Raw genomic sequence first — 13,461 nt, forward strand, 5'->3', positions numbered from 1 at the left:
CTTTCCGTAACGGCCGGCGGACGGAACCGTGAGGGCGACCGGAAGGTGAGTTGTCATCCGTCTTGCGGGTTACTCATCACTCGCCTCCGGTAGGGGGTGGACGCCATCCGGCGGCGGATATCCGAGATTTCTCGGCCTCGTTAACATCTTCTGAGTGGAACGGCCATGGCGCAGGCGTACGGCAATGGCTGGGTAAATGGCCAAGTCCTGGCGGGGAAAGTGGGAAATCGCGAGGGAAATGGAAATGTCCAAGCCGAACAGGAGGACCGCAATGTCAGAGGATGCCCTCATAGAATCGCGGCTCGAGCCGACGACCTTGGTCGAGCTCTGCAGGTACCGCGCGTCCAGGGAGCCCGATCGACGGATGTTCGCCTTCCTGGAGAACGGAGTCGAAGAGTCCGACTCGCTCACCCTCGCCCAACTCGACGCCCGCGCACGGGCGATCGCTGTGCATCTGAGCAGGCATGCCCCGCCGGGCGCCCGCGCCGTGCTCAGTTACCCGCCGGGCCTGGACTTCGTGTCCGCCTTCTTCGGCTGCCTGTATGCCGGCCTGATCGCGGTGCCGGCTCCTCCGGTGCTGCGCGTCGGCGTCGACGACCGGTATACGCGCTTCCAGGCCATCATCAACAGCTGCCGACCGGATCTGCTGCTGTCGAACGGGTCCAGGCAGAACCGTGTCGAAGCGTTGCTGAAGGGCATCTCCACACCACGCCGGCCGACCTCTGTGGCGACTGACGAGATCAGCGAGACGGACGCGTACGGCTGGAATGCCCCCCGCATCGGCCCGGACACGGTGGCGTACCTGCAGTACACCTCCGGCACGACCGGTCCGCCCCGGGGTGTGGAGCTCACCCATGGCAACGTCCTGCACAACCTCTCGCTGATCCTGGCCAACGGTTCCCGGGCCACGGACGACGTCGACCGGCTGCCGCCCGTTGTGTCCTGGCTGCCCGTGTTCCACGACATGGGACTCATCACCGGGGTTCTGCAGCCGATCTATGTCGGGTACGACGCCGCACTGATGCCGCCGACGGCGTTCGCCCAGCATCCGGTCAACTGGCTGCGCGCGATATCGGACCGCGGGGCGGGCATCAGTTCGGCACCCAGTTTCGGGTACGAGCTGTGCCTGCGGCGCGTCTCCGAGGAGCAGCTGCGTTCCCTCGATCTCAGCGGCTGGCGGATCGCGGTGGTCGCAAACGAGCCGGTGCGGGCAGAGATGATTGACCAGTTCAGTGCCATGCTCGCCCCGTTCGGCTTCCGCCGCGAGGCGTTCTTCCCGAGTTACGGCATGGCCGAGTCCACCGTCATGCTCAGCGGCGGGCCGGTGGAGCCCGAACCGGTGATCCGCCGATTCGATGCGGTGGCGCTGGCGAAAGGCAAGGTGCAGCGAGCCGGGTCCGAGGACGAGGCCCGCCGACTGGTCGGGCTGGGCCAGTTGCACCCCTCCATGACCATCGCAGTGGTGCATCCGGACACCGGCGAACCGTGCGCCCCGGACGAGACGGGGGAGATCCTGGCCTCCGGACCGAGTATCGGTACCTCGTACTGGAACGCCCCTGAGGAGACGGCGCGTACGTTGAACGCCACTGTGCGGGGCCACGACGGCCACCGGTTCCTGCGGACCGGCAGCCTCGGCTTTCTGGACGGTGGTCAGCTCTTCGTCACCTGCCGGGTGGCCGACCTCATCGTGGTGGACGGTATGCAGCACTACCCGTACGACATCGAGGCGACCGCAGAGGAAAGCCACGCCGCCATACGGGAAGGCCGCTGCTGCGCCTTCACCGTCGAGGACGGCCAACGCGCGCGCCTCGTCGTCCTGGCCGAGATCAACAGCCGGTACTCCGTGGTGGCCGACTCCGCCCCGGACACGCCGTCAGGGGCCCGCGTGAAGGTCGGGGCGGGTGAAGTTGAAGAAGCCGTCCGAGAGGCCGTCTTTGCTGGGCACGGCCTCCTGGTCGACGACGTCCTCCTGGTCAAGGCCGGTGCACTGCCGTTCACCACCAGCGGCAAGCTGCAGCGCGCACAGTGCCGGTCCAGGTACCGGGCGCGGGTATTCGAGATGGTCTGAACCTCGCTCCCTGCAGGGAGGGCGCGCGAACTGCCCGCCGCCTTCTTCCTCCTTCCTCCGTTTGGAGTGGTCTCATGCGAACCGTTCATCAGCACGGTGTCCGACTGCCCGAGGGGGTGGCAGGCGAGCACGGCGCACTGTCGACGTTGATCGACCTGTGCCGCACTCGTGCGGCAGCCGAGCCCGACCGGAAGAATTTTGTGTTTCTGGGCGATGGTGTCGAGGAATCCGACTCACTGACCCTGGCCGAACTCGACTGCTATGCGCGGGCGATCGCGGTGACGCTGCGAAAGCGGGTTTCTACCGCGCGCGCACGCGCGCTGCTGAGTTACCCGCCTGGACTGGATTTCCACGCCGCCTTCCTGGGCTGCGTCTATGCGGGTCTGATCCCGGTGCCGGTAGCTCCGCTCGACGGCACGCGGGGCAATGCCAAATGGACCCGGGTGCAGTCGATTGCCGCGAGTTCCGAGCCCTCGCTGTTCCTGTCCACCGGCCCTATGCTTGCCGCCGCGGACCCCGTCCTCACCGACACCGACGGGCTCGCCCGGCTCAATCGGGTGGCGACCGATGAGGTATGCCTGGACCTGGCCCAGCAGTGGACCCCGCCGGTGGTCACCGCTGAGATGGTCGCCTACCTGCAGTACTCCTCGGGATCGACCGGCCTGCCGAAAGGCGTCGCGATCACTCACCGCAATGTGCTGCACAATCTGTCGTTGATATACGACAGCACGCGTCGGCCTGCCGACGACGCCGGGCTGCCCCGCCCATCGTCGGTGTCGTGGCTGCCGCCGCAGCACAACATGGGCCTCATCTGCAATGTCCTCGACCCTCTTTTCTGCGGCCGGGACGTCACACTGCTGCCTACGATGACATTCGTACAGCGTCCGCTCACGTGGCTGCGGGCGATCTCCCAGCTCGGACGCGCGGACAGCTGCGCGCCGAACTTCGCCTACGACCTGTGCGCACGCCGGGTGACCGAAGCTCAGCGCCGAGAACTCGACCTCAGCCGTTGGGAGATGGCTCTGGTCGGAGGTGAACCCGTCCGCCCCGATACGCTCGACCGCTTCAGCGCGGCATTCGCCGAGGCCGGCTTCCGGCGCGACGCACTGTGCCCCGGGTACGGCCTCGCTGAGGCGACAGTGATGGTCACGGCCGGTCCGGTCGGCCAGGGCCCGGAAATCCTGCGGCTGGACTCCGCGGCGCTCGCCGCCGGGAAGGTGCGCACAGCCGCGTCGACGCAGGACAGCCGCGAGTTGGTCGGCTGCGGCCGGACACATCCGTTGAGCACGGTTGTCGCCGTCGATCCGGCGACAGGAAAGCCCAGCGGGGAGGACGAGGTGGGTGAGATCTTCGTGTCCGACCCGAGCGTCGCAACGGGCTACCTGAACGCTCCCCAGGAGAGTGCCGCGACCTTCATGGGGACCCTTCCCGACCAGCCGGGCGAGCGCTTTCTCCGTACCGGTGACCTCGGATTTCTGCACAACGGACAACTGTTCATCACCGGTCGGGCAAAGGATGTCATCATCATCGCCGGTGCCAACCACTACCCGCAGGACATCGAGGCCACTGTTGAGGCCAGCCACCCGGCAGTCCGCGAGTTCGGTGCTTGCGCCGTGTCGGTCGACGACGGCGCACACGAACGGCTCATCGTGCTCGCCGAGACGACGGCGGCAGCCGGCGGCGAGACCGATGAGCCGGTGACTGCCCAGGAGATCAAGCGGGTGATCAGGCGCGCCGTCCATGCAGGACACCGCGTCCAGGTACACGATGTCGTCCTTCTCAAGCCGGGCACGCTGCCGCTCACGACGACCGGCAAGCTGCAACGGCGCGACAGCCGGGACCAGTACCTGGGGGGTTCCTTCGAGGCCGCCCTCATCGAATGAGGATGCGCGGTTCGAGTCGCGCGGCCTCCTGGTGAGGAGCCCAGGGCAGTCGTCGTTCATGCCGGTGTGAGTGGGCCTGCCGGCGGAGCTGGACAGCACCGGGGCACGGCAGGACTCGTGAGGCTGAGCAAGGGACGATGGATGATGCTCCGCTGACCCGCGGAGACGGGGATGTCACGAGGGGCGGCACAGCATCGGGTTCTGCAGTTCGGCGCAGGGGCGGTGGCCGCGGGAGCGCACGATGTCCTTGCCGACCTCGTTCGTCAGATAGCGCAGGAAGCTGGCGGCCAGGGAGCCGGCCCGGGGCTCCCCGTAGGTGTAGGCGTACTCCGTCTCCCAGAAGGGGTAGGCCTTGTGGTCGGCCATCTCCAGGGTGGCCGGGTGACCGTCGATGCGTACGACCAGCAGGTCCTGGCGCCTGGAGGCAGCCCCGGCCTCGCTGTAGCCGAGGGCGCCCGGGGTGCTTGCGACGGAGTCCAGCACCTCGTTGGTGGCGTCTCGTCGGCAACGTACGACGCCACTGCCGGAATTTGGCTCCCGGCAGTCATCGGAGTTCTCGCCGGGCTCCCACCTGCCCGCGAGGATCTGCTTCTGGAAGGTCTTCCGGGTGCCGGAGTCGGATTCCCGGCTGACGAGGCGCACCGGCTTGTCGTTACCGTCCAGCTCGTTCCAGTTGGCGATGCGCCCCGCGTAGAGCTCTCTGATCTGTTGGAGCGAGAGGTCCTGGACGCCCGCCTCCTTGTTGATGACGAGGGTGAAGAGGGAGAAGGCTATGGGGCGCGGCAGGAGCTGCGGGTATCGGCTTCCCTTGGCTCCGTCGGAGAACGCCAGCAGACCGGGACTTCCGGAGCCCGTATCCTGCCCTGCCTTCTTCAGCCTGTTCAGGCCCTGGGAGCTGCCCTGGGTGTCGATGGTGAAGCCCGAGCCCGGACAGGTCTTCGCGTACGCGTCGGCGGCCTCCTCCAGGACGGGCTTGAAGGCCGTGGAGCCGGTCAGGGTGAGCTTTCCCGTGGCGCAGTCCAGGGGTGCCATCGCGTCGCCCCTGCTGAGGGAGACGGTGAGTTGGGCGAGGATGACCAGGACGAGGAAGCAGACCAGCGCGATGGCCTGCCGTGGCGTTCCCGTACGGCTCTTGGTCTCCTGTATCTCCCCGTTCCCGACTCCGCCCTTGATGCCACCGACGATCTCCGGCTCCTCGAACTCCTCCCGAGGGCCGTCCGCGGGTTCGGGGGCGCGTTCGAGTGCTGCCAGGACCTTGTAGTGCGCGGAGCGGTTCAACGGCACCTTGGGGAGTTCGATGACGCCGTTCAGCACTCTCAGCCCCGAGGCCTCGCCGAAGGAGTGGCGCAGGAAGTTGTCGCTGAGTTCCGTCACGACCATCCCGGCCACCCTGCGCCCGGGAAATCTGACGCGGATGCCGACCTTGTCGTCGTCGAGGACGGCGTAGTCGCTGGTGTCGATATGGGTCGCGCCGTTGTTCTCGATGCGCAGCAGGACGAACGACGGGTCGACCAGCGGCGTACCTTCCTCCTGCTGCTGTAACTGCTGCAGGGCTCCCGCGTACTGGGAGTGGACCGCGTCGGTGGCGGTGGTGTCCATCTGCACGCGGTAGCCGAGTCGCTTGCGGCCGTTGACGACGAACTCGTACAGCGCGGCGATGATCGGGACGACGACACCGAGGACCGCGAGTGTGACTTCCCACGGAAAATTGTCCATGACCGCCTCCGCTGAGCAGCAGAACAAGGATGAGGTGGAAAAACATACGAGCGCGTAGGCACGCGGGGTCGTACAGCGGCCAGCATTCGGCAGGTGTTCACCGTCCGTTGAGCCGTGGTGTCCGTCCGTCCGGCCCGTCGCGGATGAGGAGCCGAGGCGGTAGCGGGACGGGGGCTGGTGGAGCGGGGGAGCGGTGGGCCGGTGGGTGGAGCGGTGGGCCGGTGGACCCGTGGGTCACCGGGTGGACCGGTGAGCTGGTGGACCGTCCGCCGGCCGGGCGGTGTACCGATCGCCGGATTGCTGGAAAGCTGGCGGCCGATCCGCAACGGCTGAGGCCCCTGACCTGTCACGGACCTGCCATGACTGGTACTGCCACTGCTGGGCTGCGTCGTGGGCGGCTCCCTGCTGGCCTGCGACGGCCGTCCTGCGAAGGCCGTCCGACGGCCGGACCGCGACTGCTGGTCTGTCAATGGCCGGACATGTCCGTATCGGCTGAGCGCTGCCCGGGCACGTGCGGCTGTAGGGATGGAAAGGAAGAACCATGGGCCTTCGCCCCGCCGCACCGGCGGAGCCGGACGTTTCCGGGCCCTCGTCGGCGACGTCCTCGTCCTCGTCATCCGCGGAGCGGCCCGGTCCGGGCTCCTCAGCGGAGGGCCCCCGTCCGGGGCCGGTCGGTCTGCTGCGCCTGTCGGAGCGGATTCCGGCGCAGCCGTTCTGGTGGGAGAGCCGCCGGAGCATGCTGTTCGACGTCCTGGTCGCCCTGGGGTTCATGGCGGCGGGTGCCATGCTGCTGTCCGGAGCCGGGGACCATCCGTTCGGGGTGCCGGCACCGGCCTTCTACGCGGTGGCCCTCCTGATGGCATTCGCGATGATCTGGCGGCGCCGCCGGCCCGCGGCGCTCTGTGTGGCCGCCGTCCTGGCCACTCCCGTCCTGCTCACCGCCTCCCCGCTTCCCGTGTATCTGTACTCGCTGGCCAAGTACGGTCGCAGCCGCCGCATTCTGGTCGCCGTGACCGTGGCCGCGGGGCTCGTGATGGTCGGCACCCAGATTTTCTCGAGGGAGGGCCTGTTCACCATCCCCGCCATGGTCGTGAGCGTGGCCGGGCCCGTGCTGCTGGGCCTCTACGCGAGAGCGCGCCTGATGGTGGTGGCGAACCTGCGGGACAAGGCCGAACGACTGGAGCGTGAGCAGCTGCTTCTCCGCCGTCAGACCCGGATGGAAGAACGGACCCGGATCGCGCGCGAGATGCACGACGTGGTCGCCCACCGGGTGAGCCTCATGGTGATCCATTCCGGGGCCCTGGAGGTCGGCCCGACGAGCAGCCCCGAGACCGCCCGGACCTCGCAGCTCATCGGTGAGATCGGCAGACAGGCCCTCGACGAGCTGCGCCAGGTGCTCGGTGTGCTGCGGCTGGAGGAGAGCGAGGAGTCCGCGCCGCGTACCCCGCAGCCGACCGTGGACGATCTGTCCGTACTGGTCGAGCAGTCGCGCGCCACCGGCATGAAGGTCGAGCTGACGCAGTCCGGCACCCGCCCGCCGCTGGACAGGGCCGCGGAGCGCACGGTGTTCCGGCTGGTCCAGGAGGCTCTGACCAATGTCCACAAGCATGCGGGCAACGCCGCTACCCGGGTCGCTCTTCGGTACGAGGCCGATGCTCTCCATCTCACGGTGGACAATGAGCTGCCCACCGCGAACCCGACCGCGTCCGCCCCGCTGCCCAGCGGGGGCAACGGTCTGGTGGGACTGCGCGAACGCGTCACCGTACTGGGCGGGGCGTTCGAGGCCGGACCGCGCCCGGACGGCGGATTCCGGGTTTCGGCTGTTGTACCTGTGAAGGCCGTAGTGCCGGTGAAGGAAGAGGCTCCATGAGCGTGCGCGTGCTGCTCGCCGACGACGAGGAACTGGTCCGTTCCGGCCTGAGCATGATCTTGCAGGCGGATCCCGACATCAGTGTGGTCGCCGAGGCGGGCAACGGCGCAGAGGCTGTGCACCTGGCCCGCGCCCACCGGCCGGATCTGGTGCTCATGGACATCCGTATGCCCGTCATGGACGGGCTGGCCGCCACCGTGGAGATCGGCCGGCTGCCCGATCCGCCGAAGGTGGTGGTGCTCACCACCTTCGATCTGGACGAGTACGTGCACGCCGCGCTGCAAGCCGGAGCCATGGGGTTTCTGCTCAAGAACACCCCGCCACGCGACCTCACCCGCGCGGTCAGGACTGTCAACGACGGCGACGCCATGCTCGCCCCGTCGGTGACCCGGCGGCTGATCTCGGACTTCTCCGCGCGCGACAACTCGAGGACGGCAGAGGCCCGCAGCCGTACGGCGTGCCTGACGCCACGCGAAGGTGAGGTGCTCCGCCTGGTCGGCGAAGGCCTGGCCAATGGGGAGATCGGGGCTCGTCTGCATATGAGCGAATCCACCGTGAAGACTCACGTCAGCCGGCTTCTCGCCAAGCTCGGGTGCGCCAACCGCGTCCAGGCCGCGATCCTCGCCCACGACGCGGGACTGCTCGAGGTGTAGCTGCGTAGCTGCGGTCGGGGTCGGGCGCGCCGCCGGTCAGGCGTCCCGTACGCGCAGTAGGTGCACCGCACCGGCCATCGCGAGCCCTGCCCACGCGCACAGCACGGCGAAGCCGGCCCACGGAGTGAGTCCGCCCAGCATCGGCCCGAGCTGCGTGATCGCCCAGCCGGAGCTGGGGGGTCCGCTGCCGACGGGCAGGAACCGCCCCAGACGGATCAGCGGTGAGGCGGCCACGATGACCGGTACGACGAAGATCAACGCGAACATCGCGGCGATGCCGCCCGCGGTGTTCCGTACGAGTGCTCCCACCGCGAGCGAGAGCACGGCCAGCCCGCTCAGGTAGAGGCCGGAGCCCAGAACGGCGCGGATCACTCCCGGCTCGAGGACGGAGCCGGCCACATCCGGCGTGGTGGAGTGCACGACGGCGAAGGCCGCGACGCTCAGCAGCCCGCCCGCGACGAGCGTGAGCACCGCCACGACGAGTGCTTTGGCCACGAGCCACCGCCCACGCCACGGCACGGCCGCCAACGACGTGCGGATCAGCCCCGTGCCGTACTCGCTGCCGATGGCCGTCACGGCGAAGACCACCACGGCGAGCTGGCCCACCAGGAGGCCGAAGTGGCTGACATTGACCACCCAGGCGATCGGATGAGGGCCGGGCGGTTCCTTGTCCAGGGCGATCAGAGTCGCCACCCCGAGGACCGGGGTGATGAGGCTGAGCAGACACAACAGTGTGGTGCGGACGGTGCGGATCTTGGTCCACTCCGACCGGAGCAGGTCGGTGAATCCGGGCGCCGGGAGTTCGGAGGAGACGGACGGCGGGCGCGCGGCTGCGGGAACGGTGACGGACATGGCGAGGCGATACCGATCTGTGGTCGTGGTGTGGTCGTCATCGTGGTCGTGGTCGTGGTCGTGGTCGTGGTTGTGGTCGTGGTGTGGCGTGCGCTGGGTGTCGTTGCGCTGTGTGTCGTTCCGCGCAGGGCGCGGGCATCGGCGCGGAGCGTTGGCGCGGATGTATGTGCTGGGCGCGGACTTGCGTGTTACGTCAGTCCTGTCCGGGCGGGTCCGCGCGGTACTCCACGCTGTGACCGGTGCGTTCCATGAACGCCGTCTCCAGCGACGCGCGCTGCGGGGTGAGCTCATGGAGCACGGCCCCGCACTCGGTGGCGATCGCGGCGATCCGCGCGGAGTCGATCCCGCTGACGAGAAGCGTCCCCTCGGCGTCGGCGGTGATCTCCGCGCCGTTCTTCCGTAGCCGTACGCCCAGCTGGATGGCCTGCGGGGAGCTCACCCTGACCGCGTTGTGCGAGCTGCTCGCGATGAATGCGCGGACGTCGGTATCGGCGATGAGCCTGCCGCGGCCGATCACCACCACGTGGTCCGCCGTCACCTCCATCTCACTCATCAGATGGCTGGAGACGAAGACCGTGCGGCCTTCGGCGGCGAGCCCCTTCATCAGTCGGCGAATCCAGCGGACGCCCTCGGGGTCGAGACCGTTGACCGGCTCGTCGAAGAGCAGCACCCCGGGATCACCCAGAAGTGCGGCAGCGATGCCCAGCCGCTGCCCCATCCCGAGCGAGAAGCCACCGACACGCTTCCGGGCCACGCCCGCGAGGCCCGTGATCTCCAGGACCTCCGTCACCCGCCGGCGCCCGATCCGGTTGCTGCTCGCCAGCGCCAGCAGATGGCCGTACGCGGTGCGGCCGGGATGTACGGCCTTGGCCTCCAGTACGGCCCCGACCTCGCACAGCGGATGGCGCAGTTCGTGGAAGGGCCTGCCATGTACCAGCGCGCTGCCCGACCCCGGCCGGTCGAGGCCGAGGAACATCCGCATCGTCGTGGACTTGCCCGCTCCGTTGGGCCCCAGGAATCCGGTCACCCGGCCGGCCTGCACCGTGAACGACAGATCGTCCACGGCCGGCCTCTTGCCGTAGCTCTTGGTCAGGCCCTTGGCCTCCAATGTCACCGCGCCCACGCGCTTGCTCCTTCGGCAGATCTCCGGCGGTGTTGCCGGTCCTGATCACCGTAGGAACCGGGCCCCGCCCGGCGAGTCGCCCGAAAGCACGGACCCTTCACCACCGACGTCCCGAGTTCCGGCCCGGACCGTAGGTCGATCGGGGGAGGCCCCGTACACCGTTCGTTGGATGCGGCCGCGACCAGGCTTTTGGGCCGGCCAGGCCGTCGGAGTCAACGACCAAGGGGCTAGGCGTAGCGGGCAAGGGCAAGGGCAAGGGCAGCGGCCGAGGGGGAGGGAGAGGCCAAGGGGCAGCGGCCAAGGGGGAAGCCCGGGACAGGCGTCAGGGGTCCACGCGTTGGAGCAGGCCCCAGGTGAACTCCGCGACATGGTGGCCGGGTTCCCCGCCCGGGCTGTCGGGGGCACTGAAGGCGAGCCGCCACCGCGTGGGGGCAGTGCCTTCCATCGGGGTGGCGGGGGCGAAGGCGCGGGCCACCTCGTCCACTGTGCAGCACCACGGGCGCAGGTCCTCCACCGTACGGAGCCTGGGGCCGGTGGCGCCCGGAACGCGTACCAGCCACTCGTTCCAGACCTGGCCGCCAGGCGCGGCCAGCACCTCGAAGCGAAGATCCGGCCACAGCGGTACGGGCCAGCACAGGACTTCGCAGTCGAGGTCGCCGATCCGGCGGCGCAGCACCTGCTCGGGCGGACCGAGCACCGATCGGTAGCGCTGGAGGGAACCACGCGCGCGTGGGGAGCGGACCATGGCCTGCCAGCGTCGGTTCGCTTCCCGCATCTCCGCCCGGTCTGCGCCGAGTTCCGCGAGCGCGTCCTCGACCAGGCCGGGCTGGTGGTCGGCCATCCGCCGTAGCAGCACGAGCTGGAACTGCCACGGTCCGAAGGACACGGCAGACGGACGGCGGGCGTCGGAATCGGAGCTCATCGCGCTTTCCCGGCCTTCTTCGCGCACTCCAGCGGGGTGCGCGTGGATGTCCACGCTGTCCAGTCTGTCCACGCTGTCCATCGACTCGGGTTCCACGGAGCCGGTGTTTCGGCGGAACGGGTGCTCACGGACGCCTCGCCCGATCGGTGGGTCCGCATCCCGCAGCCGGTCGGGTGCGCCACGGAACTCGATGACATGAGCCGAACGGTACCCGGGGGTGGGGCGGAGGGGGTGCTGCCCGCCCCGGCCGGCCCCGGCCCAGCCCCGGGGTCGCCCCCGTCAGTGCGGCTGGAGGCGGCGCGGTCCGCCCGGCGCGGGGTGGCTCTCGCGGGGCAGGAAGAGGACCGAGTTGACGTACCGGATGCTGCGTTCGTGCGGGCCGAGGGTACGGCGGAGCAGGCCGTGTTCGGCGACATGGCCCGTACGGTGCTGGTGGCCGGCCAGGTCGAAGGAGGAGAGCGGTGCCCACGCCCGGCCGGGCAGCACCCAGCCGCCGTAGCCGTGCCCGTCGAGCAGCGACAGGACCGGGGCGAGCGGCTGGATGCGTACCTCAAGCTCCACGAAGAGCGCGGGCCGGTCGCGGCGCAGAATCTCCTCCGCGCCGTGCAGGACGGCCAGTTCGGCGCCGTCCACGTCGATCTTGATCAGGGTGACATCGGTCAGCCGCAGCTCGTCCAGAGGCAGGCACGGCACCTCGAGCGAGCTGCCGTGCAGCCCCCGGCGCACCAGCGAGGAGACCCCGCGGTCGCCGCGCCCGCCCGGCGGCATCCAGAGCGGTGCGGTTCCCGTATGGTCCGCCGCCGCGGCCTGGACGACCCGTACGTTCGCGGGCGAGGTCGAGGAGAGCAGCCGCGCCAGATGCGGTACGGGCTCGACGGCGACGACGCGGTCCGCCCGGCGGGCCAGCCGCCGAGACCACGGTCCGTACCAGCCGCCCACGTCCACGGCCGTGCCGCCCGGCGGGCAGAAGTCGGCGAGCCGCCGCAGCTCGGGCTCGAACCGTGGATAGAGCAGCGCGGCGGCGGCGGTGACCAGCCGGGGCGGTAACCGCGGTGCCATCCGGGCGGCGAGGGTCATGGCCCGGTCCGCCCGGTCCGCCCGGTCCGCCCGGTCGGCTCGCTCCGTACGAGCAGCTGCTGGTGTTCCTCGTCGGCGACCGGATCGCCCGAGGCGGGCAGCAGTTGCGGGATGCCGTCGACGATCGGATACCGGCGCCGCAGCCGGGGGTTGTACAGCGCGCCCCCGCCCTCGAGCAGGGTCAGCGGGCCCTTGTCGAGCGGGCAGGCGAGGATCCTGAGCAGTGGGTCATCGGGCTTCATGGCTCAACTCCTCGTCCTCCGGCAGGCTCAGCACGTTCAGCGAACTCAGCACATTCGGCGAACTCGGCCCGTTCAGCAGGCTCAGCGGGGCCCTGCCGAGCCGGCAGGCGAGGGTCCTCAGCAGTGGATCGCCCGGCTTCATGACTCAACTCCTTTGTGGGGGGTGGTGCTTCATGGCGTGGCAGCGTCAGCAGTACGGATACGGCGAGTGCGGTGCCTCCCAGCCGCAGAGCCAGCCGCAACGGGTCCTGCGGCAGCGGTTCACCGAAGGCGAAGCTGCCGCTCGCCACGGTGAACACGCAGGTGACGGTGGTGCAGACGGGCACGATCAGGGAGGCCCTGCAGCGTTGCAGCGCGGTCTGCGACAGGACGAGGCCGGTGGCTCCGGTGAAGACCAGCAGGTACGGGTACGGCGAGGAGAGCAGGTCCAGCGCGGCGCTGCGGAGGGCCGAGGCGCTGGGAGAACTGTGCGGCAGCAGGCCAGAGACACCCTTGATGGCGAGCGAGCTCACCCCGTACAGCAGGCCGACGGCGACCCCGTACTCGACGCCGGTGGTCGGTAGCCTGTGCCGCTTCCTTGCCCGCCGCTCCGCCGCCCGGTAGAGCCACAGACCCGCCGCGAGCGACGGCAGGCACAGCGCGAGCAGGGTGCCGGCGGGGGCGCTGCGGCTGACCGGCTCGACGCTGTTGTGCAGCGAGGCCACCACCATGACGAGCGCGAGCGTGATCACGACGACACCGCGCCGCTCACGGCCGCTGGGTTGCTCACCGAGCACCACCGACGAGAGCAGGAGGAGCAGCACCAGGCCCGAGACGAAGATGCCCTGGGCGGCGGCGATCGGCAGTGTGCGGTAGACAGCGAGTTGGGCGGCGAACCCCAGTGCGAGCGCGAGCGAGCCGCCGATCCACAGCGGGCTGCCGATCAGCAGCCGTACGACCCGCGCGGGCTTCCCGGCGCTCAGCGGCGGCAGGCCGGCCAGCGCCCGTTTCTCCAGCACGAAGCCGGTGCTGTAGAGGACATTGGCCAGCAGCGCGGCTCCCACCCCCCACCACAC

11 protein-coding genes are annotated in these 13,461 nt (G+C 69.5%); 4 read left to right on the plus strand and 7 right to left on the minus strand.

Translation table 11 applies throughout. The features are described 5' to 3' along the window. The first annotated feature begins 271 nt into the window (after positions 1–271). Together ABZW18_RS17860 and ABZW18_RS17865 are read left to right on the plus strand one after the other, a co-directional pair. Positions 272–2,068 carry a fatty acyl-AMP ligase gene (locus tag ABZW18_RS17860; protein ID WP_356188322.1) on the plus strand — a complete coding sequence of 599 codons (1,797 nt, stop codon included), beginning with the start codon at positions 272–274 and terminating at the stop codon, positions 2,066–2,068. Positions 2,069–2,142: 74 nt separating this feature from the next. Then, positions 2,143–3,951 carry a fatty acyl-AMP ligase gene (locus ABZW18_RS17865; protein ID WP_356188324.1) on the plus strand — a complete coding sequence of 603 codons (1,809 nt, stop codon included), beginning with the start codon at positions 2,143–2,145 and terminating at the stop codon, positions 3,949–3,951. A gap of 174 nt (positions 3,952–4,125) precedes the next feature. On the opposite strand, the gene ABZW18_RS17870 is transcribed toward ABZW18_RS17865, so the two are convergent. Beyond that, positions 4,126–5,667, minus strand: a complete 1,542-nt coding sequence (locus ABZW18_RS17870) for a substrate-binding domain-containing protein (protein WP_356188326.1) — start codon at positions 5,665–5,667, stop codon at positions 4,126–4,128. A 541-nt stretch (positions 5,668–6,208) separates the two neighbouring features. Between ABZW18_RS17870 and ABZW18_RS17875 the strand changes: the two genes are divergently transcribed. Next, entirely contained in the window at positions 6,209–7,537 is a 1,329-nt protein-coding gene (locus tag ABZW18_RS17875) for a histidine kinase (protein WP_356188328.1), read from the plus strand. After that, on the plus strand, positions 7,534–8,190 hold the full coding sequence (locus ABZW18_RS17880; protein ID WP_356188330.1) for a response regulator transcription factor: 657 nt from the start codon (positions 7,534–7,536) through the stop codon (positions 8,188–8,190). Before ABZW18_RS17875 ends, ABZW18_RS17880 begins: the two co-directional genes overlap by 4 nt. A gap of 36 nt (positions 8,191–8,226) precedes the next feature. Here the strand turns inward: ABZW18_RS17880 and ABZW18_RS17885 are convergent, their stop codons facing one another. The 6 genes from ABZW18_RS17885 to ABZW18_RS17910 form a co-directional block, all read right to left on the minus strand. Further along, a complete protein-coding gene (locus tag ABZW18_RS17885; RefSeq protein ID WP_356188332.1) occupies positions 8,227–9,042 on the minus strand; it encodes a hypothetical protein in 816 nt (271 codons plus the stop codon). A 193-nt stretch (positions 9,043–9,235) separates the two neighbouring features. Continuing rightward, positions 9,236–10,156 carry an ATP-binding cassette domain-containing protein gene (locus ABZW18_RS17890; protein WP_356188385.1) on the minus strand — a complete coding sequence of 307 codons (921 nt, stop codon included), beginning with the start codon at positions 10,154–10,156 and terminating at the stop codon, positions 9,236–9,238. Between the two features lie 331 nt (positions 10,157–10,487). Further along, complete coding sequence (locus ABZW18_RS17895; protein WP_356188387.1) at positions 10,488–11,087, minus strand: hypothetical protein; 600 nt, start codon at positions 11,085–11,087, stop codon at positions 10,488–10,490. Positions 11,088–11,366: 279 nt separating this feature from the next. After that, positions 11,367–12,164 carry an FkbM family methyltransferase gene (locus tag ABZW18_RS17900; RefSeq protein WP_356188334.1) on the minus strand — a complete coding sequence of 266 codons (798 nt, stop codon included), beginning with the start codon at positions 12,162–12,164 and terminating at the stop codon, positions 11,367–11,369. Next, positions 12,161–12,406 (minus strand): Trm112 family protein, encoded by a 246-nt coding sequence (locus tag ABZW18_RS17905; protein ID WP_356188336.1) that lies wholly within the window; start codon positions 12,404–12,406, stop codon positions 12,161–12,163. Before ABZW18_RS17905 ends, ABZW18_RS17900 begins: the two co-directional genes overlap by 4 nt. After that, a complete protein-coding gene (locus ABZW18_RS17910) occupies positions 12,403–13,461 on the minus strand; it encodes a hypothetical protein (RefSeq protein ID WP_356188338.1) in 1,059 nt (352 codons plus the stop codon). The genes ABZW18_RS17905 and ABZW18_RS17910 overlap by 4 nt, the downstream gene beginning before the upstream one ends.

The sequence above is a fragment of the Streptomyces sp. NPDC004647 genome, from assembly GCF_040609575.1.
Taxonomy (GTDB): Bacteria; Actinomycetota; Actinomycetes; order Streptomycetales; family Streptomycetaceae; genus Streptomyces.